Here is a 21,804-nt window from a genome sequence, read left to right on the forward strand (position 1 = left end):
TGATCATCCGTCCACGTCCGCGGCGGCCTTCGCCGCGTCCAGTACGCCGGGCAGGGCCCGCAGGAACGCGTCCGCCTCGGCCTCGGAGAGCACGTACGGGGGCATGAGCCGTACGACGTCGGGGGCGGGCGCGTTGACCAGGAAGCCGGCGTCCTGGGCCGCGCGCTGCACCTGCGGTGCGAGCGGCCCGGTCAGCACGATACCCAGCAGAAGGCCCGCACCACGGACATGCGAGACGAGCGGGTGTGCGAATCCTTCGATTCCGTCGCGGAGCCGCTCGCCGCGCTCCTTGACCCGGGCGAGGAGCCCCTCGGCGGCGATGGTCTCGATGACGGCGAGGCCGGCGGCGCACGCGACGGGGTTGCCGCCGAAGGTGGTGCCGTGCTGGCCGGGCCGGAGCAGGTCGGCCGCGGGGCCGAAGGCGGCCAGGGCGCCGATCGGCAGACCGCCGCCGAGGCCCTTCGCGAGGGTGACGAGGTCGGGCTCGACGCCCTCGTGGGCCTGGTGTTCGAACCACTGGCCGCAGCGTCCGATACCGGTCTGCACCTCGTCGAGGACGAGGAGGGTGCCGGTGGCGCGGGTGATCTCCCGGGCGGCCGTCAGGTATCCGGCGGGCGGCACGACCACACCGTTCTCGCCCTGGATCGGCTCGATGATCACGAGCGCGGTCTCTTCGGTGACGGCGGACCGCAGGGCCTCCGCATCGCCGTACGGGACGTGCGTGACGTCTCCGGGCAGCGGCAGGAAGGGGTCCTGCTTCTGGGGCTGGCCGGTGAGCGCGAGGGCGCCCATGGTGCGGCCGTGGAAGCCGCCGTCGGTGGCGACCATACGGGTGCGTCCGGTCAGCCGGCCGATCTTGAAGGCGGCCTCGACGGCCTCGGCACCGGAGTTGCAGAAGAAGACCTTCCCGGGCCGGCCGAAGAGCTGGAGGAGCCGCTCGCCGAGCGCGATGACCGGCTCGGAGGCGTAGAGGTTGGAGACGTGGCCGAGGGTGGAGACCTGCGCGGTGACGGCTTCGACGATCGCCGGGTGGGCGTGGCCGAGGGCGTTGACCGCGATCCCCCCGACGAAGTCGGTGTACTGCTTGCCGTCGGCGTCCCACACCTGGGCGCCGGAGCCGCGTACGAGGGCCAGCGCGGGGGTGCCGTAGTTGTTGGTCAGTGCCCCCTTCCAGCGGTCGCCGTACTCCTGGTTGCCGGTGCTGGCGCTCACTACGCTCCCCCTTGCTGCTCGTCGGGCACGACCATCGTGCCGATCCCCTCGTCGGTGAAGATCTCCAGCAGGATCGAGTGCTGGACCCGCCCGTCGATGACCCGGGCGGTGGTCACGCCGTGGCGCACGGCGTGCAGGCAGCCCTCCATCTTGGGGACCATGCCGCTGGACAGCTCGGGCAGCAGCTTCTCCAGCTCGCTGACGGTGAGCCGGCTGATGACCTCGTCGCTGCTCGGCCAGTCCGCGTAGAGGCCCTCCACGTCGGTGAGGACCATCAGCGTCTCGGCGCCGAGCGCGGCGGCGAGCGCCGCGGCGGCCGTGTCGGCGTTCACGTTGTACACGTGGTGGTCGTCCGCGCTGCGCGCGATGGAGGAGATGACCGGGATCCGGCCGTCGGCCAGCAGGGCCTCGATCGCGCCGGTGTCGATGGCGGTGATCTCGCCGACCCGGCCGATGTCGACGAGCTCGCCGTCGATCTCCGGGGTGTGCTTGGTGGCGGTGATGGTGTGGGCGTCCTCGCCCGTCATGCCGACGGCGAGCGGCCCGTGCTGGTTGAGCAGGCCGACCAGCTCGCGCTGGACCTGCCCCGCCAGGACCATCCGTACGATGTCCATCGCCTCGGGCGTGGTGACGCGCAGGCCCGCCTTGAACTCGCTGACCAGGCCCTGCCGGTCCAGCTGGGCATTGATCTGCGGGCCGCCGCCGTGCACGACGACCGGCTTGAGGCCCGCCTGCCGCAGGAAGACCACGTCCTGGGCGAAGGCGGCCTTCAGGTCCTCGTCGATCATGGCGTTGCCGCCGAACTTGATGACGACGACCTTGCCGTTGTGGCGGGTCAGCCAGGGCAGTGCCTCGATGAGGATCTCGGCCTTGGGGAGCGCGGTGTGCTTGCGCGCGTTGCCGACGGCCCCGCTCATGACGAGTACGCGCTGTTCTCGTGGACGTACTCGGCCGTCAGGTCGTTGGCCCAGATGACCGCGGACTCGGAGCCGGTGGACAGGTCCGCGGTGATGCGGACCTCCCGGTCCTTCATCGACACCAGGTCGCGGTCCTCGCCGACGGAGCCGTTCTTGCAGACCCAGACGCCGTTGATGGCGACGTTCAGCCGGTCGGGGTCGAAGGCGGCCTTGGTCGTGCCGATCGCGGAGAGCACCCGGCCCCAGTTGGGGTCCTCTCCGTGGATGGCGCACTTGAGCAGGTTGTTGCGGGCGATGGACCGGCCGACCTCGACCGCGTCGTCCTCACTGGCCGCGCCGACGACCTCGATGCGGATGTCCTTGCTGGCGCCCTCGGCGTCGCCGATCAGCTGGCGGGCCAGGTCGTCGCAGACCGTGCGCACGGCTTCGGCGAACGCCTCGTACGCGGGCACCCGGCCGGACGCGCCGGAGGCGAGCAGCAGCACCGTGTCGTTGGTGGACATGCAGCCGTCGGAGTCGACCCGGTCGAAGGTGGTGCGGGTCGCGGAGCGCAGTGCCTTGTCGAGGGTGGCGCTGTCCAGGTCGGCATCGGTGGTGAGGACCACGAGCATCGTGGCCAGCCCCGGGGCGAGCATCCCCGCGCCCTTGGCCATGCCCCCGACGGTCCAGCCGTCCTGACTGACGGTGGCCGTCTTGTGCACGGTGTCGGTGGTCTTGATGGCGATGGCGGCGTCCTCGCCGCCGTCGGCGCTGAGCGCGGCGACCGCCGCGTCGATGCCGGGGAGCAGCTTGTCCATGGGGAGCGGGACGCCGATCAGGCCGGTGGAGGCGACGGCGACCTCGCCCGCGTTCACGTCCGCGCCGAGGGCCTCCGCGACCTTCTCGGCGGTGGCGTGGGTGTCCTGGAAGCCCTTGGGGCCGGTACAGGCGTTGGCGCCGCCGGAGTTCAGGACCACGGCGCTGACGGCGGCGCCGCGCAGGACCTGCTCGGACCAGTGGACGGGCGCGGCCTTGACACGGTTGGAGGTGAAGACCCCCGCGGCGGCCCGGCGCGGCCCGTCGTTGACGACGAGGGCGAGGTCCGGGTTGCCGTTCGCCTTGATTCCGGCGGCGATGCCCGCCGCGCTGAACCCCTGTGCTGCCGTGACCGTCACGGTGCGACTCCGATCGTGGAAAGACCCAGGCCCTCGTGGAGGCCGAGGGCGATGTTCATGCTCTGGACCGCGCCGCCGGCGGTGCCCTTGGTGAGGTTGTCGATGGCGCTGATCGCGATGATCCGCTGCGCTGCCTCGTCGTACGCGACCTGGATCTGAACGGCGTTGGAACCGTAGACGGACGCCGTCGCCGGCCACTGCCCCTCGGGCAGCAGGTGGACGAACGGCTCGTCCGCGTACGCCTTCTCGTAGGCGGCGCGCACCGCGTCGGCCGTGGTGCCGGGCAGCGCCTTGGCGGAGCAGGTGGCGAGGATGCCGCGGGCCATGGGGGCCAGCGTCGGCGTGAACGACACGGAGACCGGCTGTCCGGCGACGGGGCTGAGGTTCTGCACCATCTCGGGGGTGTGGCGGTGGCCGCCGCCGACCCCGTACGGGCTCATGGAGCCCATGACCTCGGAGCCGAGCAGGTGCGGCTTGAGCGCCTTGCCGGCTCCGGAGGTGCCGGTGGCGGCGACGATCACGGCCTCGGGCTCGGCGAGCTGCGCGGCGTAGGCCGGGTAGAGCGCGAGCGAGACGGCGGTCGGGTAGCAGCCGGGCACGGCGATGCGCTTGGACCCCGCCAGCGCGACACGGGCTCCCGGCAGCTCGGGCAGACCGTAGGGCCAGGTCCCGGCGTGCGGGGCGCCGTAGAACTTGTCCCAGTCGGCGGAGTCCTCGAGCCGGTGGTCGGCGCCCATGTCGACGACGAGGACGTCCTCACCGAGCTGGGCCGCGACGGCGGCGGACTGCCCGTGGGGCAGGGCCAGGAAGACGACGTCGTGACCGGCGAGCACCTCGGGCGTCGTCGCCTCCAGGGTGCGCCCGGCCAGGGGCACGAGGTGCGGCTGGAGGGAGCCGAGGAGCTGGCCCGCGTTGGAGTTCCCGGTCAGCGCGCCGATCTCGACCTCGGGGTGGCCCAGCAGCAGGCGCAGCACTTCCCCGCCCGCGTATCCGCTCGCACCGGCCACCGCTACACGTACCACCATGGAACCTCCTCCTCGATGGCATGACTATACGTAGCTACGCAGTTTTATGCAATGACGCACGCGGTCGACCCTCCGGCTGCGTGCGACGGTGCGACCCCGTCCGTCGGTCCCGCGCTCCGCAGGCGTCCGTACCGCCGCGCCCGGCCGTACCGACCTCTCCCCGCGAGAGGCGAGAGTCGGCGCTACCTCAGGTGCGGGGGCAGCGCGGCCCCGTACCGACGGTGGTAGGCCGCCAGCCGGTCGGCCTGCTCGTCCATGCCCATGAGCAGCTCGTAGGCCAGCCCGGAGGTACCCGCCTGCTCACCCGCCGCCAGCTCCTCGTAGAGGATCCAGCTGGCCCCGCGGACAACGTCCAGACACTCCTCGCCCTTGTCCGCCTGCTCCCCGCCCGTCAGGACGCTCAGGGCCCACAGCAGCTCGTGCCGGGACTCGACGGGCGGTCGTCCTGCCAGAGCGGCGACGACGAGGGACGTCACCGCCACGGCCGGCTCCCTCCAGTTCGACTGGACGTAGGCGTGGCCCTCCGCCCAGTCGTCGACCTCCAGGGGGGCGCCGCTCTCCAGCATCTCGACGAATTCGGCCGGAAGGTGTTCGGCGGAGTTGCGCTTCCCCGGCCAGGAGCAGCCGCACCGCATGGCGGCCCAGTCGTGCAGTCCGGCTTCGATCCGGACCAGTTCGAGTGATCTCATTCCTTGCCGCCCCGTGAGAGGTGTGCCGAGGTTCATCGGGAGGTGGGCCGGTCCCCGCAGGACAGAGCTGCACGGGTCCCGCCGAAGGCGGCGCGGAAGGCGCCGGTGCCACGAAGCCGGGCCCCCCTACGGGGAGCCCGGCTCAGGCACCGCCGCCGGCAGGTTCCGGGTGGCGGTGCGGCATCAGGGTGGGGCCTACTTCTGGCCCTTCTCGGCCTTCTCCGCCTTCTCGGCCTGCATCTGCTTGATGCGGACGGTCTCCTTGCGGACATCGGCCTGGGTGGCGCGCTCCTTCTCGAGCCACTCCGGCATCTCCGCCTTCAGGGCATCGATCTGCTCGGTGGTGAGCGCGTCGGTGATTCCGCCGCGCGCCAGGCCGGAGATGGAGATCCCGAGCTTCGCCGCCACCACCGGGCGGGGGTGCGGGCCGTTGTTCCGGAGGTCCTGCAGCCACTGGGGCGGCTCGGCCTGGAGTGCGGTCAGCTCGGTGCGCGAGACGACACCCTCCTGGAACTCTGCGGGGGTGGCCTCTAGGTACACACCCAGCTTCTTCGCCGCGGTCGCGGGCTTCATGGTCTGGGCGTTCTGCTGCGACGTCATGTGTCAAGGGTATAGAGCGCGTGCGCCCCCGCCGACCACGGCCGGTAATCTGGCCGGGTGACAGACTCCCGGACCCCCCCGTCGTTCATGCTCGCTTACGTTCCCGGGGTGACGCCCACCAAGTGGGTGCGGGTCTGGAAGGAGCGGCTCCCCGACGTCCCGCTCACGCTCGTGCCGGTCACCCCCGGCGAGGCGCCCGCCCTGCTGCGCGGCGGGGGCGCGGATGCCGGATTCGTCCGGCTCCCGATCGACCGTACGGACCTCAGCGCGATCCCGCTCTACACCGAGACCACGGTCGTCGTGATCCCGAAGGACCACCTCGTGGCGGCGGCCGAGGAGGTCTCGGTCGCGGATCTGGCCGACGAGATCGTGCTCCACCCGCTCGACGACACCCTCGACTGGGAGCAGCTGCCGGGCAGGCCCGCGCTGCAGCGCCCCGAGACCACGGCCGACGCGATCGAGCTGGTGGCCGCGGGCATCGGCGTCCTGGCCGTGCCGCAGTCCCTCGCACGGCTGCACCACCGCAAGGACCTCACGTACCGGACCCTCGTGGACGCCCCGGCCTCCCGCATCGCGCTGTCGTGGCCCGAGGCGGAGACCACCCCGGACCTGGTGGAGGAGTTCATCGGGATCGTGCGCGGGCGGACCGTCAACAGCTCGCGCGGCCGTGGTCGTACGCAGCCCGAACCCGAGCCCAAGAAGGCGAAGCCGCAGCGCAAGCCGGCCCCCCGCTCGGGCGGCAAGCCGGCGGCCAAGAACCCGCGCGGCGGCGCCCCCAAGGGGGGCAAGGCCACGGCCAAGTCCACGGGCAAGCGCGGGAAGCCCCGCGGCCGCTAGGCCGTTTCAAGGCATCGGATCTTCGGCCGCCCGCCCCGCACGACCCGGCGCTCCGCACCACCGCGGCAGGACGTCGGCGAGCCCGCCCCCTGCGTCCGGCTCCGACGCGTCCCCCGCGCCGGACGCCCAGGCAACGACGCCGTCCGGGCGTACGAGCAGGCCGGCCAGTTCCGGCCTGCCGGGGCAGGCGGCGGTGACGACGCGCACCCGCTCCCCGTATCCCTCGGCGCGCACCCTGAGCCCCGCGTCGTCGGCGAGGTCGAGCAGCAGGGCCCGCCCCTCGTGGAGCAGGTCCGCGAGGCGCGTCCCGTCGGCGAGTTCCAGGTCCGGGGCGCTGCGGCCGACCAGCGGATGGCTGCCGGGGAGGTCGTACCGCTGCCAGACGCCGGAGATCTTCTTGGCGAGGAAGGTGGTTCCGGCGACGGACTCCGTCAGCTCGGCGACGACCTCGCGCAGGGCGCGGGCTTGCGGTTCCGGCCGCATCAGCGCGATCTGCGCCCGCGTCCAGGCGAGCACCCAGGCCCCGATCGGATGCCGTTCGGCCGTATAGGTGTCCAGGAGCCCTTCCGGTGCCCGGCCGCGTACGACCGCCGCGAGTTTCCAGCCGAGGTTCATCGCGTCCCCGATGCCGAGGTTCAGCCCCTGGCCGCCGAACGGAGAGTGGACGTGCGCGGCGTCGCCCGCCAGGAGGACGCGGCCCGCGCGGTAGTCGGCCGCCTGGCGCGCGTTGTCGGTGAAGCGGGTGGCGGTGTGCACCCCGGTGATCGTGACGTCCGCCCCGGAAACGCGCCGCAGGCTCGCCTGCAGCTCCTCGGCGGTGACGGCTGCTTCCCGGTCGGCCGGCGGTCCGTCGAACTCGACCGTGAGGATGCGACCGGGCATCGGCCCGTGCACGTACGTCCCGGTGTCCGTGTGGTGCCAGCCGGGCCGGAGGGCCTCGGCCCCGGTCATCTCGACGAGCGCCTGGTGACCGGTGATCTGCGGATCCGTGCCGGGGAAGGCGAACCCGGCGAGCTTGCGGACCGTACTGCGGCCCCCGTCGCACCCCACGAGCCAGGCCGCCCGTACGGCCTCGGCCGCCCCGTCGGCCACCCGGACCACACGGACCACGATCCCGTCTCCGTCCGCCTCGAACCCGGTCAGCTCCGTGCCGCCGCGCACCTCGACACCGAGCTCCCGGGCCCGCTCGGCGAGCACGCGCTCGACCTCCTGCTGCGGTACGAGGCTGACGTCCCCGGCGGGGCCGGCGCCGTGCAGGTCGGGGTCGGTCGCGTCCAGGAGTTCCCCGCGCAGCATGATCCCGCCGAAGTGTCCGACGAACCGGGAAGGTGCGCCCGGAGGCTGCCCGTCCACCCGCTTCCCCCGCTGTTCGCGTACGAACGCCTGGAACCCCTCGGCGGAGCGCCGCTGCACCTCGGCCAGCGCGGGCAGCATGCCGCGCCGGTAGAAGGCCTCGGCGGTCGGCGTGTTGATCGACCCCGCCTTGATGGTCCGATCCGCTTCGGTGCGCCGCTCGACGACCACCACGCTCGCGCCGCCGAGCCGCAGCTCGCAGGCGAGCATCAGTCCGACCGGGCCGCCTCCGGACACCATTACGTCAAAGTCCGAGTTCATGGATTTCACTATAGTCACTAAAACTTTAGAGTCGCTATAGTGTGGTCCATGACCAAGGATCCCGAGAAGCGCGACGCCCGCGAGGAAGCACCTGAGGGCGTGAGCGTGGGTGGGGGCGTGAGCGTGGGTGGGGGCGTGCCCGACGAGGCGTTGACCTTGCGCGAGCGCAAGAAGCGCGAGACGCGGCAACGGATCTCCGACGAGGCGACGATGCTGTTCGTGGCCCGCGGGTTCGACGAGGTGACCGTGGCGGAGATCGCCAAGGCCGCTCACGTCTCGGCGATGACGGTCTTCAACCACTTCCCCCGCAAGGAAGACCTCTTCCTGGACCGGATCCCCGAAGCCGTCGAGCTCTTCACGGCCGCGGTACGGAACCGCCCGGCCGGCGAGCCCCCACTGGCCGCCCTGCGGGGCCTGCTGCTCCGGCTCCTCGACCAGCGCCACCCCCTGGCGGCGGTGAGCGACGACTTTCCGCACTTCTGGCGCATCGTGCTGGACTCGCCCGCCCTGCGGGCACGGGCGCGCGAAGGCGTCGAGGAGGTGGAGACGGCGTTGGGGGACGCGATGGCCGAGACCGCCCCCGGGGGCGACGGCCCCGACCCGCGCCTCGCGGCGGCACTGACCGTCGCCGCGTACCGGTCCGTCTACGTCACCACGGCCCGACGGCTGCTCGCGGGCGAGCGCGCGGCCGATGTGGCCGACGACCACCGGTCACGCGTGCACGGCGCGTTCGACGCGTTGGAGCGCGCGCTTCTCACGGCGCGCTGACGGATCGCCCCGCGGGCGCGGGCGGCCGGCAGGGCCGTCGGCTTCCCGTCGCGTCGACGGTCACCCGGGCCGCCGCGGTCAGCCCGGCCGCCTCGACGGGCGGCTGCGCCGGCGCGCCGCGTCCGCCCTCACGGCGGCGTACGCGCACCGGGTGACGGAGCACGTGGCCGAGAGGGCCGCGTACGGGGCCCCGGCCGGAGGCCGGCTACCCCACGGGGTGCCGGACCCAGACGTTCGGCTCCACGTAGACCGCGTAGCCCTGCTCCGGTTCGCAGCGGACCGGGGACAGGGCCCCCGGCACGTGGACCGGGCCCGCGGTGTCGAAGGGGAGGCCGGTCCACTCGCGCCACTGCGCCAGGGAACCGGTGATCGTCATCGACAGCGGGGCCACCGAGTCGATGGTGGCGCCCGCCCGCACGTGGACCCGTAGCCACGGGTCGTACGGGAGACCGTCCTCACGGGTGCGGTACGCGTACTCGTGGATCGAGGCGTCCGGCTCGGCCGGCTTTCCGTTGGGCCGGACCGGGGCCACGACCTCGGTGAAACCGCGCGCGCGGGCGTTCTCCCGCAGCGCGCCCAGCATCAGGCCCGACAGGCCTTCGCCCTGCCGGTCCGGCCGGATGCTGATCTCGATGGCGCTGACCGTGTCGGGGGCGGCCCCGCGCCGCAGGTCCGAGAAGGCCCACATCAGGATCCGGTCCCAGCCCTGCGGGGGCAACTGCCCGTCGCGGCCGGGCGCGTGGAGGGCGAACGGCACGCTGAAGGCCTTGGCGACGACCTCGCCGGTCGCCTCGTCGGTCGCGACGAAGACGTACTCCGGGAGCTCCGCCACCATGCGCGGGTACAGCAGCCAGGCGAGCGCGTCCTGCGAGGCGAACTCGGGCCACGAGTCCGCCATGCCCCAGAGGGCGTCGGTGAGTTCGGGCCGCTCCGCGAGCGTGGTGATCCGTATGCCGGCGTCCGTGGTGTCCATACGCGCAGGCTATGTGCGGTACGGACGCCCCTCAACCGGGTTTACGGCGGGGCCTGGAGCGAGAGGTGCCAGTGCCTCGGCCAGCCCCCCAGCGTGACCGTGGACAGGGGACGGACGTCCACGTTCCAGTAGGTCGTCGGGGGTGCGTTCAGCGCGTACACGAGTGCCGCCCGGACCACCGAGGGCTCCGCCACCGCCACGATGGCCCCGCCGTCGTCCGCCGGCCGGGTGTCGAGCCAGCCGCCGATCCGGGCGATGAAGGCGAGCAGGGACTCCCCTCCGTGCGGCGCGGCGCGCGGATCGGCGAGCCACAGGTCCAGGGCAGCGGGCTCCCGGGCGGCCACCTCCCCCAGGGTCAGCCCGCGCCAGCGGCCCATGTCGCACTCGCGCAGCGCGGGCTGGGCGAGCGGCGCGTACCCGAGGGCCGCGCCGGTGGCCCGGCTGCGGGCGGTGGGCGAGCAGTAGCGCAGGTCGGCCGAGCCCAGCGGGACGAGCCCGCGCGCGGCGGACTCCACCGCACGCCAGCCGTCCACGTCGATGGGGCGGTCGTCGTCGAAGCGCTCGGCGAGCAGCGGGGTACTACGGGCTGCTGCGACTAGCGAAACCCGAACATGCATGCGGCGATGGTGGGCCGCGTGCCGCACGGGGTCAAGCGTCCGGGCGAACCCCGATGCCCGACCGCAGCCGCCGCACGGCCTCGGTGAGCTCGCCCGCGCCGGCCACCCCGGCGAAACTCAGCCGGACGTACGCGGCCGGCGGCTCCGCGCAGAAGAAGGGCCGGCCGGGCGCGACCTGTACGCCGGCGCGCAGCGCGGCCGCCGCGAAGGCCATGTCGTCGAGGCCTCCACCGGTCCTGGCCCACACCAGGTGTCCGCCGCGGGGAGGGCGGGGCGGCTCCAGCTCGGGCAGCTCGCGCCGCAGCGCGCCCACCAGGACGTCCCGCCGGTGGCGCAGCTCGGTGGCGACGGCCTTGAGGTGGCGGGGCCAGGAGGGTGCTCCGACCAGTTCCAGGGCGGTCTCCTGGAGCGGCCGGGGCACGAAGAAGCTGTCGACGACCTGGATGGCGCGCAGCCGGTCCAGTACGGGCCCCCGGGCGGCCAGCGCGCCCACCCGCAGGCTGGGCGAGGTGACCTTGGTGAGCGACCGCACGTGCACGACGACCCCGTCGGCGTCCTCGGCGGCGAGGGTCGCGGGCAGCGGTCCGGCGTCCTCGTGGGCCAGGGCCCGCGCGTAGTCGTCCTCCACCACGAACGCCCCGGCGGCGCGCGCGATCCGCAGCACCTCGCCGCGCCGCGCGTCGGACAGCACGGCCCCGGTCGGGTTCTGGAACAGCGGCTGGCAGACGAAGACCCGTGCCCCGGTCGCTTCGAAGGCGGCGGCCAGCAGCTCCGGCCGGACCCCGTCCGCGTCCACCGGGACCGGCACGGGACGGCAGCCGGAGGCGCGGGCGATGGCCAGCAGCCCCGGATAGGTCGGGGATTCGACGAGGATCGGCGCGCCGGGCGGTGCGAGGGCCCGCAGTGCGGTGGTGAGGGCGCTCTGTCCGCCGGCGGTGACCAGGACGTCAGCGGCGCCGACGGTCCCGCCCGGCCCGCCGATCTCCCGCGCGAACCAGTCCCGCAGCTCCGGCAGCCCCTCCACGGGCGGCCGACCCCACGCGCCGGGCCGGCGTCCGGCGCGGGCGAGGGCCGCGGCCATGGCCCGCTCGGGCTGGAGCGTGGGGTGCATGTAACCGCCGTTGAGCTCGATGACCCCGGTCGGGGGCGGGGTGAGGGTGACGAGCACGCCTGATGCGTCGACCGAGCGCGGCACCACCTCGCCGGCGCCTTCCGCGCTCAGCGCGACGGCCTGCCACGAGGTGTCTCCGGGGTCGGGCGCCGGGGTACGGGGCTGGGCGCGGAAGGCGCCGGCTCCCGGGCGGGTGATCACCAGCCCTTCGGCGGCGAGCTGCGCGAGGGCGCGGGAGACGGTGACGGGACTGACGCGGAAACGCTCGACGAGGGCCCGGCTGGACGGGAGCTTTCCACCCAACGGGTAGCGGTTCAGCTCGAGTCGCAGGGATTCCGCCAGTTCAGCCACACTGCTACGCTCATACATGACAGTAAAGAGTAGCGCTACTCCTCCCTCCGCGATAGCGGTCCGAGCCTCGGCCCAGAGCCCGGTGGGCCGGGCCGCGGTCCGCGCCCGCGCCGGCACCCGCCGCTTCGGCGGAGGAACCGTCCTCGCGTCGGCCGGCGTCGTCGCCTTCTCGCTGACCTTCCCCGGCACGTCCTGGGGCCTGGAGAGCTTCGGCCCCTGGTCCCTGTTCGGCCTGCGCTGCGTGCTGGCGGGCCTGGTCGCCGGCGGCTTCCTGCTGGCCCTGCGCGTCCCGCTCCCCGACCGTGCCCACCGGTTCGGCCTCGTGGTCGTCGCCGGCGGCGTGGTCGTCGGCTTCCCGCTGCTGACCACCCTCGCGCTGCAGACGTCCACGACGTCCCACGCCGCCGTCGTGGTCGGCCTGCTGCCGCTGACGACCGCGGTCGTGTCCTCGCTGCGCACCGGGGCCCGGCCGTCCCGGCGGTTCTGGGCCGCGGCCGTGGCGGGCGCGGTCGTCGTCCTCGGCTTCACGCTCGCCCAGAGCGGCGGCTCCCTCTCGGCCGGCGACGCCTTCCTCTTCGCCGCACTCCTGGTGTGCGCGGCCGGGTACACCGAGGGCGGCCGCCTGGCCCGGGTGATGCCCGGCTGGCAGGTGATCGGCTGGGCGCTGGTCCTGTGCCTGCCGGTCGGCGCGGCCGGCTCCCTGCTCGGGCTCGCGTACGAGCCGGCCCACGTGACCGCGCGCGGACTGGCCGGGCTGGTCTGGGTAGCGGTCGGCTCCTCGTTCCTCGGCCTCTACGTCTGGTACCGGGGCATGGCCGAGATCGGCGCGGCCCGCGCGAGCCAGCTCCAGCTCGCGCAGCCGCTGCTGACCCTGGGGTGGGCGGTGGTCCTGCTCGGCGAGCGGATGTCCCCCGCCGCACCCGTCGCCGCGTGCGCGGTGCTCGTCTGCATCGCCGTGACCCAACGGGTCAAATAGTGCGGGAACGACCTAAACTGCTAGCACCGGATCGGACCGCCACCGAGGAGGTCAGCATGCGCGCGACCGAGGGCGACCAGCTGGTTCAGCACGGACGGATCGTGGGCCAGCACGACAAGGTCGGAGAGATCACACAGGTCCTGGGAGACAACGGCACGCCTCCCTACCGAGTCCGCTTCACGGACGGACACGAGGCCGTCATGTCCCCCGGTCCCGACTGCGTGGTGAAGCACCCGGTCGATCACGAGCAGTGAGCCGACCGCCGAGGTACACCGGGCACGGAGCGGCGAGCACGGAGAAGGACCGTCAGCGCGGCGGCACCGCCGCCGCGCTCAGGTAGTGGTCGGCGACCACCCTGGCCATGGCCCCGTTGGGGTCCGCGGCCACCTGCTTCGCCGAGAAGTAGGCGTGGCCGCGGACCTCGGGGTACCCGCGGGCGAAGCGCACGTGCCGCGACAGCTCCCGCGGATCGCGCCAGGCCGCTGTGGAGCTCTGCGGATCGCAGCGGTACAGCGCCTCCCCCACGTAGAGCTGGACGCGGGTGCCGGCGACGGTGCCCGCCCACCAGGGGACGATGGCCGCGTAGTCGGCGGCCGGGTGGCCGATCTGCCAGTACGCCTGCGGCACGATGTAGTCGATCCAGCCCTCGCGCACCCACGTGCGGGTGTCCGCGTACAGGTCGTCGTACGTGGCGACGCCGGCCCGCGTCGGCGAACCCAGCGGATCGCGGTCGGAGTTGCGCCAGATCGCGAAGGGACTGACGCCGAAGCGCACCGCCGGACGCAGTGCGCGCAGCCGCTCGGACATCTCACGGACCAGGGTGTCGGTGTTGTGGCGGCGCCAGTCGGCGCGGGTGGCGAAGGAACGGCCGTAGCGCTCGTACGCCGCGTCGTCGTCGAAGTCGCGGCCCTCCACGGGGTACGGGTAGAAGTAGTCGTCCCAGTGGACCCCGTCGACGGGGTAGCGGGCGACGGCGTCGAGCATGGCGTCCTGCACGAAGCGGCGCACCTCGGGCAGCCCGGGGTTGTAGTAGAGCTTGCCTCCGTAGGGCACGGTCCAGCCGGGGTTGCAGCGGGCCGGGTGCCCGGCGGCCAGCAGGCCCGGGTCGGTGTGGTTGGCCACGCGGTACGGGTTGAACCAGGCGTGCAGCTGCAGCCCCCGGGCGTGCGCCTCGGTCACGGCGGTGCCGAGGGGGTCCCATCCGGGGTCGACGCCCTGTTCGCCGGTCAGCCACTGGGACCACGGCTCGTACGCCGAGGGCCACAGGGCGTCGGCGGTGGGCCGGACCTGGAGGATCACCGCGTTGAGCCGGCGGGAGACGGCGGTGTCGAGGAGGGTGAGCAGCTCCTCGCGCTGCGCGTCCGCGGACAGTCCGGTCCTCGAGGGCCAGTCCACGTTCTGCACGGAGGCGACCCACATCCCCCGGAACTCGGCCGTGGCCGCCCCGCGCTCCCGCGCCCCGACCGCTCTCGCGGGGGCGGCCGTCGCCGCCGCGGCCAGCACCCCCGCCGCGGCGGTCAGCACCTCCCGCCTCCTGATGTACGCCATGTGACGCCTCCGTTCCGTTCCGTGACATTGCCTCGTGTCCGCCCAGCATGCCCGCCCCGGCCCGACACGCCGGGCAAGCACGGGGGTAACGTCGGGGGGCGTGGCGGGCGCCGGAACGCAGTTACCACTGCACGAGTACGGGGGACCCGCGATGGAGAGCAGCGAAAGGCACGATGTGACGGACCTCCCAGACGACATCGCACGCGTCGGCGTAGTGGGCTGTGGGCAGATGGGCGCGGGCATCGCGGAGGTGTTCGCCCGCAGCGGTCTCGAGGTGATGGTCGCCGAGACCACCGGCGAGGCCCTGGAGCTCGGACGGACCCGGCTGCACACCTCGCTGACGCGGGCCGCCGAACGCGGCAAGATCAGCGAGGAGGAGCGGGACGCGACCCTGTCCCGCCTGTCGTTCACCACCGACCTCGGCGAGTTCGCCGACCGCGACCTCGTCATCGAGGCGGTCGTCGAGAACGAGCAGGTCAAGACGGAGATCTTCCAGGTCCTCGACCAGGTGATCACCCGCCCGGACGCGATCCTCGCCTCCAACACCTCCTCGATCCCGCTGGTCAAGCTGGCCGTCGCGACCTCGCGCCCGGACCAGGTCATCGGCATCCACTTCTTCAACCCGGCCCCGGTGCAGCAGCTCGTCGAGCTGATTCCGGCGCTGACCACGAGCGACGAGACGATCAAGCGCGCCGAGGCCCTGGTCGGGGGCGCGCTGGGCAAGCACGCCATCCGCGCCCAGGACCGTTCCGGTTTCGTCGTCAACGCGCTCCTGATCCCGTACCTGCTGTCCGCGATCCGGATGTTCGAGTCCGGGATCGCGAGCCGCGAGGACATCGACAACGGCATGGAACTGGGCTGCGCCCACCCGATGGGCCCGCTGAAGCTCGCGGACCTCATCGGACTGGACACGGTGTCCTCGGTGGCCGACTCGATGTACGCGGAGTTCAAGGAGCCCCTGTACGCGGCTCCCCCGCTGCTCCAGCGGATGGTCGACGCCGGCCGCCTCGGCCGCAAGACGGGCTCGGGCTTCTACCCGTACGGCTGATCCGTACGGCTGATCCGTACGGCCGGCGCGGCTACCCGAGCCGCAAGTGATGCAGCAACAGCAGCCCGGCCGCCATGTTGGCGGCCGGGATCTCGCCGCGCGCGATCATGTCCGGCACCAGTTTGAGCGGCACCCATGCGCGGCGCGAGGACTCGAAGTCGTCCTCCGGGTGGCCGGTGTACGTGGCTCCGTCCGACCAGTAGAGGTGGTGGCGGGCGTCGGTCAGCCCGTTGGACGGTTCCACGGTCATCAGGTGGCGCAAGGGGCCCGGCCGCCAGCCCGCCTCCTCCTCCATCTCCCGGGCGGCGGCGCTCTCCACGGACTCGCCGTCCTCGACGACACCGGCGGGCAGCTCCCAGCCCCAGCTGTCGGTGATGAAGCGGTGGCGCCACAGCAGCAGCACCTCGTTGGCCTCGTTGACGGCCGTGGCGACGGCCACCGGGCGCAGCCGGATCACGAAGTGGTCCAGGTGCCGGCCGTCGGGGAGTTGCACGTCCGCGAGATTCACGTCGAACCAGCGGTTCGTGTACACAGTCTGCTCACTCAGGTTCATCCACTGCACGGTTCTGCCACCTTCCGATCGAGTAGGTGGCAACATGGCAGCAGTTCAGCCGGTCACAGGGGAACGCGCAGTGCCCCGTCGATGAGCTCCGCGGTCTCCCCCGCCCCTGAACAACCGCTGGTCAGCAACTGTTCGCGGACCGCCCGCAGCCGGTCGCGCAGGCGCAGCGACTCCATTCCCCGGGCCCGTTCGGCCATCTCGGCCGCCGCCGCCACCGCCTGGTCGGCCTCGCCCTGGCGCAGCTGGATCTCGCAGAGCATCGCGAGGCGGTGCACCCGGCCCCTGTCGTGCGCGGGGGTGCCGACGGCCGCCGCCGCCTGCTCGTGGGCCGCCCCCAGATCGCCCAGACCGAGCAGTGCCTCGGCGACCTGTACGTTGACCAGCCCGGGCTGGACGTACCCCGTCTCATCGGGCTCCGTGCCGGGCCGGATCCGTTCGGCGGCCGCCTCGGCCTTGTGGATGCAGGCCAACGCGGCTGCGGTATCACCGAGTTGGGCGTACGCCTTGGCCTGCATGGCGTACAGGTCGGCGGCCAGGGCCGGGGTGGTGTACCGGCCCGCCGAGCGCAGTGCGGCCTCGGCGAAGGCCACGGCCTGGCGGAACTCCCGCAGGTGCAGGGACTGGTTGACGATCAGCGCGATGACGTAGGCGCCCAGCCCGCGGTCCCCGCTGGCCTTCGCGAGGCGCAGCGACTGGTGGAAGTAGCGCTGGGCCAGTCCGTGCGCGTCCGAGTCGTACGCGCAGATCCCCGCCACCGCCACCAGGGAACCGGTCGCCCGGTGCAGGCTGCGGCCCAGGTCGTCGGAGTAGCTTCCGCGCAGCATCGGGGCGGTCTCGGTCCCGAGGAAACGGACGATCCGGTCGCGGGTGGCCACGCCCCCGGCCCGCCGGTACATCAGCTCGTAGTGCGCGCGGGCGGCCCGCAGGACCTCGACGTGCTCGGGGCCGACCCGGGTGGGCCCCGCGCGGGACACGTCGGCGTCCTCCGGCGGGTTCTCCCACTCCCACACCGGGATCACCGCGGGGGTGCCCGTGACGGCCTCGGTGGTGAGGCACTTCAGCCGCCCCTGGTCGTCGGAGCGCCACAGGGCGGCGGCGCGGTCCACGAAACCGCTGAGCGGGGAGGCGTGCGGGGCGCCGGACCCTTCCGGCGGACCGAGGCCCACGTCGTCGAGGCTGAGCGGTCTGCGCAGCCGGCCCCCGATCACCTCGCAGATCAGGTCCGGAACCTGGCCGCGGGGCCGCTGGCCCTTCAACCACCGGGCGACGGCGGTGTGTTCGTAGCGCAGGGCCAGACCGCGGTCACGGCCCGCCTGGTTCACGTGCGCGGCGAGCCCGGCGTGGGACATGCCCGCCTCCGCGAGGAGGGCGTCGAGCAGTGCATTGGGCTGCATGGGCCCCTCCGTCGGCTCGTCGCCTTCAGGCTAGTGGGTGCGCGGTTCACACGGGGTGTGAACGGAGTACGCGCATAAATGCGATACGCACCCTGCCGGGGGACACCCCGCGAGCGCTTCACTTAAGGGCCTCGCCAAGAGGTGACTCGGGTCGTCGGCTCCCCCTCGTACAGTGCGACGACCCGGCAACCGCGCCGCCCGTCCTGTTGTCTGCCCGACACTCCACGGCAGGCGGGCGGCGCGCTTCGGCTCCGCCGGGCCCTGGTTGGTCGCCGGGCCCCGTCCGAGCCGGACCGAACGCGCGCCGGGCCCACCCACCGGGCCCGGCCCGCGTGGTCCCGATTTCCGGCGCGGACGCCCGCGCCCGGGCCCCGCGGGCGGCTTCCCCCACCCCGCCCCTTCCCGAAACTGGGGGCGCTGCCCCCAGCCCCCCTTTGCCCTCAAACGCCGGGCGGGCTGAAAATTCAGCCCCGCCGGCGTTTGAGGCGCGGGTCCGGGCAGAGCCCGGGGAACGGTGGAAGGGCGGGTAGGGGACCAGCCCCGCAGGGCTGGCCCGCCGCCCCGCGCAGCCGAGCCGGAAAGCACGAGGGGGTGCACCCCGTGATCGGGATGCACCCCCTCAGCGCTCTGAGAGCGGGCAGCGGCTACGCGCCGCGCAGCACCGCGCCCGTGCGCTCGCCCGCCAGGGCGACCGCCGCGTCACGGGCCGCCGTCGACTCCTCGGCCGTCAGCGTCCGGTCCGTCGCCCGGAAGCGGAGCGCGTAGGCCAGGGACTTCTTGCCCTCGCCCACCTGCTCGCCCTCGAAGACGTCGAACAGCCGCAGCGACTCCAGCAGTTCGCCGGCGCCCTTGCGCAGCGCCGCCTCGACCGAGGCGGCCGGGACCGACGCGTCGACGATCAGCGCGACGTCCTGGGTCGCCACCGGGAAGGAGGAGATCCGGGGCGCCTGCAGGGCCCCGCCGCCGGCCGCCGCGAGGCGGTCCAGGTCGAGCTCCATGGCGCTGGTACGGGCCGGCAGGCCCATCGCCTTGACCACGCGCGGGTGCAGCTCACCGGCGTGGCCGATCACCGTCTCCACCCCGTCGAGGGTGACGAGCAGTTCGGCACACCGGCCCGGGTGCCACGGACCGTACTGGCCCTGGCGCACCACGAGCTCCGCGCCGGCCTCGACGGCCAGCGAGCGCGCCGCCTGGACGGCGTCCGCCCAGTCGGCCGGGCGGCCCTTGCCCCACCAGCCGGCCTGCTCGCGGGCCCCGGCCAGCACGACCGCGGCGTAGCGCGGCTGCGCGGGCAGGGCCGCGTCCAGGGTGGCGATCTCCTCGTCCGTGGGACGCCGGTCGACGGGCAGCCGTACGGCGACACCCGGCTGCGCGGCGGCCCGGAAGACCGAACCGGTCTCGAAGAGGGCCAGGTCGTGACCGCCCCGGCTGTCGTTGCGCCGCAGCGCGCCGAGCAGACCCGGCAGCAGCGTGGTGCGCAGCGCCGGCTCCTCGTCGGAGATCGGGTTGACCAGCTTGACGACCTGGCGGGCGGCGTCGTGCGCGGGCAGCTGGAGCTGGTCGAAGACGCCCTCGCCCAGGAACGGGTAGCTGAGCGCCTCGACGTAGCCCGCGCCGGCCAGCGCGCGGCCCACCCGGCGGTGCAGCTGCTGCCGGGCCGTCAGACCGCGGCCGGAGGGCACCTGTGGGAGGGTGGAGGGAAGGTTCCCGTAGCCCTCCAGCCGGATGACTTCCTCGGCGAGGTCGTTGGGCTCGGCGAGGTCGGGCCGCCAGGAGGGCGTGGTGACGACGAGCTCGTCCTGGCCGTAGACGTCGCAGCCGACCTCCTGGAGGCGGCGTACGACGGTCTCGCGGCCGTAGTCCATGCCCGCGACCCGGTCGGGGTGGTCCGCGCTCATCGCGATGGTGCGCGGCGCCCCCGGGGCGGTGAGCTCGGTGACGCCGGCCTCGGCGGTGCCGCCGGCGAGCAGCACCAGCAGGTCCACGGTGCGCTGCGCGGCCGCGGCGGCGGCCTGCGGGTCGACGCCCCGCTCGAAGCGCTTGGACGCCTCGGAGGAGAGCTTGAGGCGGCGGGCGGTGCGCGAGATCGACACGGAGTCGAAGTGCGCGGCCTCGACGACCACGTCGGTGGTGCCGGTGACCGCGCCGGTGGTCGGGTCCGTGACGGAGTCGGCGATCTCGGTGTTGGCGCCGCCCATGACACCGGCGAGCCCGATCGGGCCGCTGTTGTCGGTGATCACCAGGTCCTCGGCGTCGAGCGTGCGCTTGACCCCGTCGAGGGTGGTGAACTTCTCGCCCTGCTCGGCGCGGCGGACGCCGATGGCGCCGTCGATGCGCGAGCGGTCGTAGGCGTGCAGCGGCTGACCGAGCTCCAGCATCACGTAGTTGGTGATGTCCACGGCGAGCGAGATCGGGCGCATCCCCGCCTTCTGCAGGCGCCGCGTGAGCCAGATCGGGGAGCGCGCCTCGGGGTCGAGGCCGGTCACCGTGCGTGCGGTGAAGCGGTCGCAGCCCTGCGGGTCGTCGATCTTGACGGCGTAGCCGTACGAGTTCGGCGCGGGCACGTCGAGTAGCGCCGGGTCGCGCAGCGGCAGGCCGTACGCGGTGGCGGCCTCGCGGGCCACACCGCGCATGGACATGCAGTAGCCGCGGTCCGGGGTGATGTCGATGTCGAGGACCTCGTCGACCAGCTCCAGGAGCTTGATCGCGTCGGTGCCGACCTCGTGCTCGGGCGGCAGCACGATGATGCCGTGCGTGCCGTCGTCGCCCATGCCCAGCTCGTCGCCGGAGCAGATCATGCCGTGCGAGGTCCGGCCGTACGTCTTGCGCGAGGCGATCGCGAAGTCGCCGGGCAGCACCGCGCCGGGCAGGACCACGACGACCTTGTCACCGACGGAGAAGTTCCGGGCGCCGCAGACGATCTCCTGCGGTTCGCCGGTGCCGTTGGCCGAGCCGACGTCCACCGTGCAGAAGCGGATCGGCTTGCGGAAGCCCTCGAGCTCCTCGATGGAAAGCACCTGGCCGACGACGAGCGGGCCCTTGAGCCCACCGCCGAGCTGCTCGACGGTCTCGACCTCGAGGCCGGCGTCGACGAGCTTGGCCGCGACGTCGCGACCGGTTTCACCCGCGGGGAGGTCGACGTACTCCCGCAGCCAAGAAAGCGGGACCCGCATCAGATCTCCATCCCGAACGGCCGGGTGAAACGGATGTCACCCTCGACCATGTCTCGCATGTCTTCTACGTTGTGGCGGAACATCAGCATCCGCTCGATGCCGAAGCCGAAGGCGAACCCGCTGTACTTCTCCGGGTCCACGCCGCAGGCGACGAGCACCTTGGGGTTGACCATGCCGCAGCCGCCGAGCTCGATCCAGCCTTCGCTGGAGCAGGTGCGGCACGGGCGGTCGGGGTTGCCCACCGATGCGCCGCGGCACACGTAGCACTGCATGTCCATCTCGGCGGACGGCTCGGTGAAGGGGAAGAAGTGCGGGCGCAGGCGCGTGGTGGTGCCCTCGCCGAACAGCTCCTGGACCATGTGGTCCATGGTGCCCTTGAGGTCCGCCATGGTCAGGCCCTCGTCCACGGCGAGCAGCTCGACCTGGTGGAAGACCGGGGTGTGCGTCGCGTCGAGCTCGTCGGTGCGGTACACCCGCCCCGGGCACACGATGTAGACGGGGGGCTTGCGCTCCAGCAGCGAGCGCGCCTGCACCGGGGAGGTGTGGGTGCGCAGCACGACGCCGGACTCGTCGCCCTCGGTGCCTTCCGGCCCCCGGACGAAGAAGGTGTCCTGCATCTGGCGGGCCGGGTGGTCCGGCGTGAAGTTGAGGGCATCGAAGTTGAACCACTCCGCCTCGACCTCGGGGCCCTCCGCGACCTCGTACCCCATGGCCACGAAGATGTCCGCGATGCGGTCCATCAGCGTGGTCAGGGGGTGCCGGGCGCCGGCGGGGACCCGGTCGTAGGGCAGCGTGACGTCCACTGCCTCCTCGACCAGCACCCGCTCGTCGCGCTCGGCCTCGAGCTCGACCGTGCGGGCCCCGAAGGCCTTGTTCACGGCGCCGCGGGCCTGGCCCACGCGCTTGCCCGCCTCGGCCTTGGCCTGGGGCGGCAGCGCGCCGATCTCGCGGTTGGCGAGCGCCAGGGGCGAGCGGTCGCCCATGTGCGCGGTCTTCGCCTCACGCAGAGCGTCGAGGTCGCCCGCGGAGGCGAAGGCGGCGAGCGCCTCGTCCCGCATGCGCTCGATCTCATCCGGTTTCAGTGCCTCGACCTCAACAGGGTCGTACGACTTGTTCGGTGCCGACATCTCTTCCCGTACTTCCGATGGCTGGCTGGTGGGTCCCCCGCGTGACGCGCAGGACGCGCTCGGCACAAAGACACAAAGGTGCCAAAGGTCGAGTCTAAAGGTCGCTGG

General features: G+C 73.1%; 20 protein-coding genes. 5 read left to right on the forward strand and 15 right to left on the reverse strand.

What is annotated here, in order from left to right:
• Nucleotides 1–3: 3 nt before the first annotated feature.
• The 6 genes from ABZY44_RS19565 to ABZY44_RS19590 all read right to left on the reverse strand — a co-directional run bounded on the left by ABZY44_RS19565 (nucleotide 4) and on the right by ABZY44_RS19590 (nucleotide 5,597).
• Nucleotides 4–1,212, reverse strand: coding sequence for an acetylornithine transaminase (locus ABZY44_RS19565; protein ID WP_356655399.1), 1,209 nt, complete (start codon nucleotides 1,210–1,212; stop codon nucleotides 4–6).
• Nucleotides 1,212–2,129, reverse strand: coding sequence for an acetylglutamate kinase (gene argB, locus ABZY44_RS19570; protein ID WP_356655401.1), 918 nt, complete (start codon nucleotides 2,127–2,129; stop codon nucleotides 1,212–1,214). Before argB ends, ABZY44_RS19565 begins: the two co-directional genes overlap by 1 nt.
• Nucleotides 2,126–3,283: a bifunctional glutamate N-acetyltransferase/amino-acid acetyltransferase ArgJ gene (gene argJ / locus ABZY44_RS19575; protein ID WP_356655403.1), complete on the reverse strand. Its 1,158-nt coding sequence runs from the start codon at nucleotides 3,281–3,283 to the stop codon at nucleotides 2,126–2,128. The genes argB and argJ overlap by 4 nt, the downstream gene beginning before the upstream one ends.
• On the reverse strand, nucleotides 3,280–4,308 hold the full coding sequence (argC, locus tag ABZY44_RS19580; protein ID WP_356655405.1) for an N-acetyl-gamma-glutamyl-phosphate reductase: 1,029 nt from the start codon (nucleotides 4,306–4,308) through the stop codon (nucleotides 3,280–3,282). The genes argJ and argC overlap by 4 nt, the downstream gene beginning before the upstream one ends.
• Before the next feature lie 182 nt (nucleotides 4,309–4,490).
• Nucleotides 4,491–4,997, reverse strand: a complete 507-nt coding sequence (locus ABZY44_RS19585) for a hypothetical protein (protein ID WP_356655407.1) — start codon at nucleotides 4,995–4,997, stop codon at nucleotides 4,491–4,493.
• Between the two features lie 195 nt (nucleotides 4,998–5,192).
• Complete coding sequence (locus ABZY44_RS19590; RefSeq protein ID WP_356655409.1) at nucleotides 5,193–5,597, reverse strand: DUF5997 family protein; 405 nt, start codon at nucleotides 5,595–5,597, stop codon at nucleotides 5,193–5,195.
• A 57-nt stretch (nucleotides 5,598–5,654) separates the two neighbouring features.
• On the opposite strand from ABZY44_RS19590, the gene ABZY44_RS19595 reads away from it, so the two are divergent.
• Nucleotides 5,655–6,434, forward strand: a complete 780-nt coding sequence (locus ABZY44_RS19595) for a LysR family substrate-binding domain-containing protein (RefSeq protein ID WP_356655411.1) — start codon at nucleotides 5,655–5,657, stop codon at nucleotides 6,432–6,434.
• A gap of 6 nt (nucleotides 6,435–6,440) precedes the next feature.
• Here ABZY44_RS19595 and ABZY44_RS19600 read toward each other — a convergent pair whose 3' ends face one another.
• Nucleotides 6,441–8,027 (reverse strand): FAD-dependent oxidoreductase, encoded by a 1,587-nt coding sequence (locus ABZY44_RS19600; protein WP_356655454.1) that lies wholly within the window; start codon nucleotides 8,025–8,027, stop codon nucleotides 6,441–6,443.
• 69 nt (nucleotides 8,028–8,096) lie between these two features.
• Here ABZY44_RS19600 and ABZY44_RS19605 point away from each other — a divergent pair, with 69 nt between their 5' ends.
• A complete protein-coding gene (locus ABZY44_RS19605; protein WP_356655413.1) occupies nucleotides 8,097–8,816 on the forward strand; it encodes a TetR/AcrR family transcriptional regulator in 720 nt (239 codons plus the stop codon).
• Between the two features lie 205 nt (nucleotides 8,817–9,021).
• Here ABZY44_RS19605 and ABZY44_RS19610 read toward each other — a convergent pair whose 3' ends face one another.
• From ABZY44_RS19610 to ABZY44_RS19620, 3 genes are read right to left on the reverse strand one after another with little or no spacing between them, the layout of a single operon-like run.
• The gene (locus tag ABZY44_RS19610) at nucleotides 9,022–9,789 is read right to left on the reverse strand and encodes an N-acetyltransferase (RefSeq protein ID WP_356655415.1); all 768 of its coding nucleotides are present in this window, start codon (nucleotides 9,787–9,789) and stop codon (nucleotides 9,022–9,024) included.
• Nucleotides 9,790–9,830: 41 nt separating this feature from the next.
• Entirely contained in the window at nucleotides 9,831–10,406 is a 576-nt protein-coding gene (locus ABZY44_RS19615) for a histidine phosphatase family protein (RefSeq protein ID WP_356655417.1), read from the reverse strand.
• A 31-nt stretch (nucleotides 10,407–10,437) separates the two neighbouring features.
• Nucleotides 10,438–11,886, reverse strand: coding sequence for a PLP-dependent aminotransferase family protein (locus ABZY44_RS19620; protein WP_356655419.1), 1,449 nt, complete (start codon nucleotides 11,884–11,886; stop codon nucleotides 10,438–10,440).
• On the opposite strand from ABZY44_RS19620, the gene ABZY44_RS19625 reads away from it, so the two are divergent.
• Together ABZY44_RS19625 and ABZY44_RS19630 are read left to right on the forward strand one after the other, a co-directional pair.
• Nucleotides 11,885–12,844 (forward strand): DMT family transporter, encoded by a 960-nt coding sequence (locus ABZY44_RS19625; protein WP_356655421.1) that lies wholly within the window; start codon nucleotides 11,885–11,887, stop codon nucleotides 12,842–12,844. The two genes, ABZY44_RS19620 and ABZY44_RS19625, sit on opposite strands and share 2 nt — an antisense overlap.
• A gap of 56 nt (nucleotides 12,845–12,900) precedes the next feature.
• Nucleotides 12,901–13,098 carry a DUF1918 domain-containing protein gene (locus ABZY44_RS19630; RefSeq protein ID WP_356655423.1) on the forward strand — a complete coding sequence of 66 codons (198 nt, stop codon included), beginning with the start codon at nucleotides 12,901–12,903 and terminating at the stop codon, nucleotides 13,096–13,098.
• A gap of 52 nt (nucleotides 13,099–13,150) precedes the next feature.
• Here ABZY44_RS19630 and ABZY44_RS19635 read toward each other — a convergent pair whose 3' ends face one another.
• Complete coding sequence (locus ABZY44_RS19635) at nucleotides 13,151–14,392, reverse strand: family 10 glycosylhydrolase (protein WP_356655425.1); 1,242 nt, start codon at nucleotides 14,390–14,392, stop codon at nucleotides 13,151–13,153.
• A gap of 151 nt (nucleotides 14,393–14,543) precedes the next feature.
• On the opposite strand from ABZY44_RS19635, the gene ABZY44_RS19640 reads away from it, so the two are divergent.
• A complete protein-coding gene (locus ABZY44_RS19640) occupies nucleotides 14,544–15,440 on the forward strand; it encodes a 3-hydroxybutyryl-CoA dehydrogenase (RefSeq protein WP_356655427.1) in 897 nt (298 codons plus the stop codon).
• A gap of 31 nt (nucleotides 15,441–15,471) precedes the next feature.
• Here the strand turns inward: ABZY44_RS19640 and ABZY44_RS19645 are convergent, their stop codons facing one another.
• The 4 genes from ABZY44_RS19645 to pheS form a co-directional block, all read right to left on the reverse strand.
• Nucleotides 15,472–16,002 (reverse strand): NUDIX domain-containing protein, encoded by a 531-nt coding sequence (locus ABZY44_RS19645; RefSeq protein ID WP_356655429.1) that lies wholly within the window; start codon nucleotides 16,000–16,002, stop codon nucleotides 15,472–15,474.
• Between the two features lie 53 nt (nucleotides 16,003–16,055).
• Entirely contained in the window at nucleotides 16,056–17,396 is a 1,341-nt protein-coding gene (locus tag ABZY44_RS19650) for a transcriptional regulator (RefSeq protein ID WP_356655431.1), read from the reverse strand.
• A 644-nt stretch (nucleotides 17,397–18,040) separates the two neighbouring features.
• Nucleotides 18,041–20,569, reverse strand: a complete 2,529-nt coding sequence (gene pheT, locus ABZY44_RS19655) for a phenylalanine--tRNA ligase subunit beta (protein ID WP_356655433.1) — start codon at nucleotides 20,567–20,569, stop codon at nucleotides 18,041–18,043.
• On the reverse strand, nucleotides 20,569–21,696 hold the full coding sequence (pheS, locus tag ABZY44_RS19660) for a phenylalanine--tRNA ligase subunit alpha (protein WP_356655435.1): 1,128 nt from the start codon (nucleotides 21,694–21,696) through the stop codon (nucleotides 20,569–20,571). The genes pheT and pheS overlap by 1 nt, the downstream gene beginning before the upstream one ends.
• Nucleotides 21,697–21,804: the final 108 nt, after the last annotated feature.

This window comes from Streptomyces sp. NPDC006544, assembly GCF_040611715.1.
Taxonomy (GTDB): domain Bacteria; phylum Actinomycetota; class Actinomycetes; order Streptomycetales; family Streptomycetaceae; genus Streptomyces.

Coding starts and splice junctions, on each gene's coding strand:
- ABZY44_RS19610 (WP_356655415.1), bottom strand. CDS start 9,789: ATGGACACCACGGACGCCGGCATACGGATCACCACGCTCGCGGAGCGG.
- ABZY44_RS19635 (WP_356655425.1), bottom strand. CDS start 14,392: ATGGCGTACATCAGGAGGCGGGAGGTGCTGACCGCCGCGGCGGGGGTG.
- ABZY44_RS19630 (WP_356655423.1), top strand. CDS start 12,901: ATGCGCGCGACCGAGGGCGACCAGCTGGTTCAGCACGGACGGATCGTG.
- pheT (WP_356655433.1), bottom strand. CDS start 20,569: ATGCGGGTCCCGCTTTCTTGGCTGCGGGAGTACGTCGACCTCCCCGCG.
- argB (WP_356655401.1), bottom strand. CDS start 2,129: ATGAGCGGGGCCGTCGGCAACGCGCGCAAGCACACCGCGCTCCCCAAG.
- ABZY44_RS19600 (WP_356655454.1), bottom strand. CDS start 8,027: ATGGTGTCCGGAGGCGGCCCGGTCGGACTGATGCTCGCCTGCGAGCTG.
- ABZY44_RS19625 (WP_356655421.1), top strand. CDS start 11,885: ATGACAGTAAAGAGTAGCGCTACTCCTCCCTCCGCGATAGCGGTCCGA.
- ABZY44_RS19650 (WP_356655431.1), bottom strand. CDS start 17,396: ATGCAGCCCAATGCACTGCTCGACGCCCTCCTCGCGGAGGCGGGCATG.
- pheS (WP_356655435.1), bottom strand. CDS start 21,696: ATGTCGGCACCGAACAAGTCGTACGACCCTGTTGAGGTCGAGGCACTG.
- ABZY44_RS19620 (WP_356655419.1), bottom strand. CDS start 11,886: ATGTATGAGCGTAGCAGTGTGGCTGAACTGGCGGAATCCCTGCGACTC.
- ABZY44_RS19640 (WP_356655427.1), top strand. CDS start 14,544: ATGGAGAGCAGCGAAAGGCACGATGTGACGGACCTCCCAGACGACATC.
- ABZY44_RS19615 (WP_356655417.1), bottom strand. CDS start 10,406: ATGCATGTTCGGGTTTCGCTAGTCGCAGCAGCCCGTAGTACCCCGCTG.
- ABZY44_RS19590 (WP_356655409.1), bottom strand. CDS start 5,597: ATGACGTCGCAGCAGAACGCCCAGACCATGAAGCCCGCGACCGCGGCG.
- ABZY44_RS19605 (WP_356655413.1), top strand. CDS start 8,097: ATGACCAAGGATCCCGAGAAGCGCGACGCCCGCGAGGAAGCACCTGAG.
- argC (WP_356655405.1), bottom strand. CDS start 4,308: ATGGTGGTACGTGTAGCGGTGGCCGGTGCGAGCGGATACGCGGGCGGG.
- ABZY44_RS19585 (WP_356655407.1), bottom strand. CDS start 4,997: ATGAGATCACTCGAACTGGTCCGGATCGAAGCCGGACTGCACGACTGG.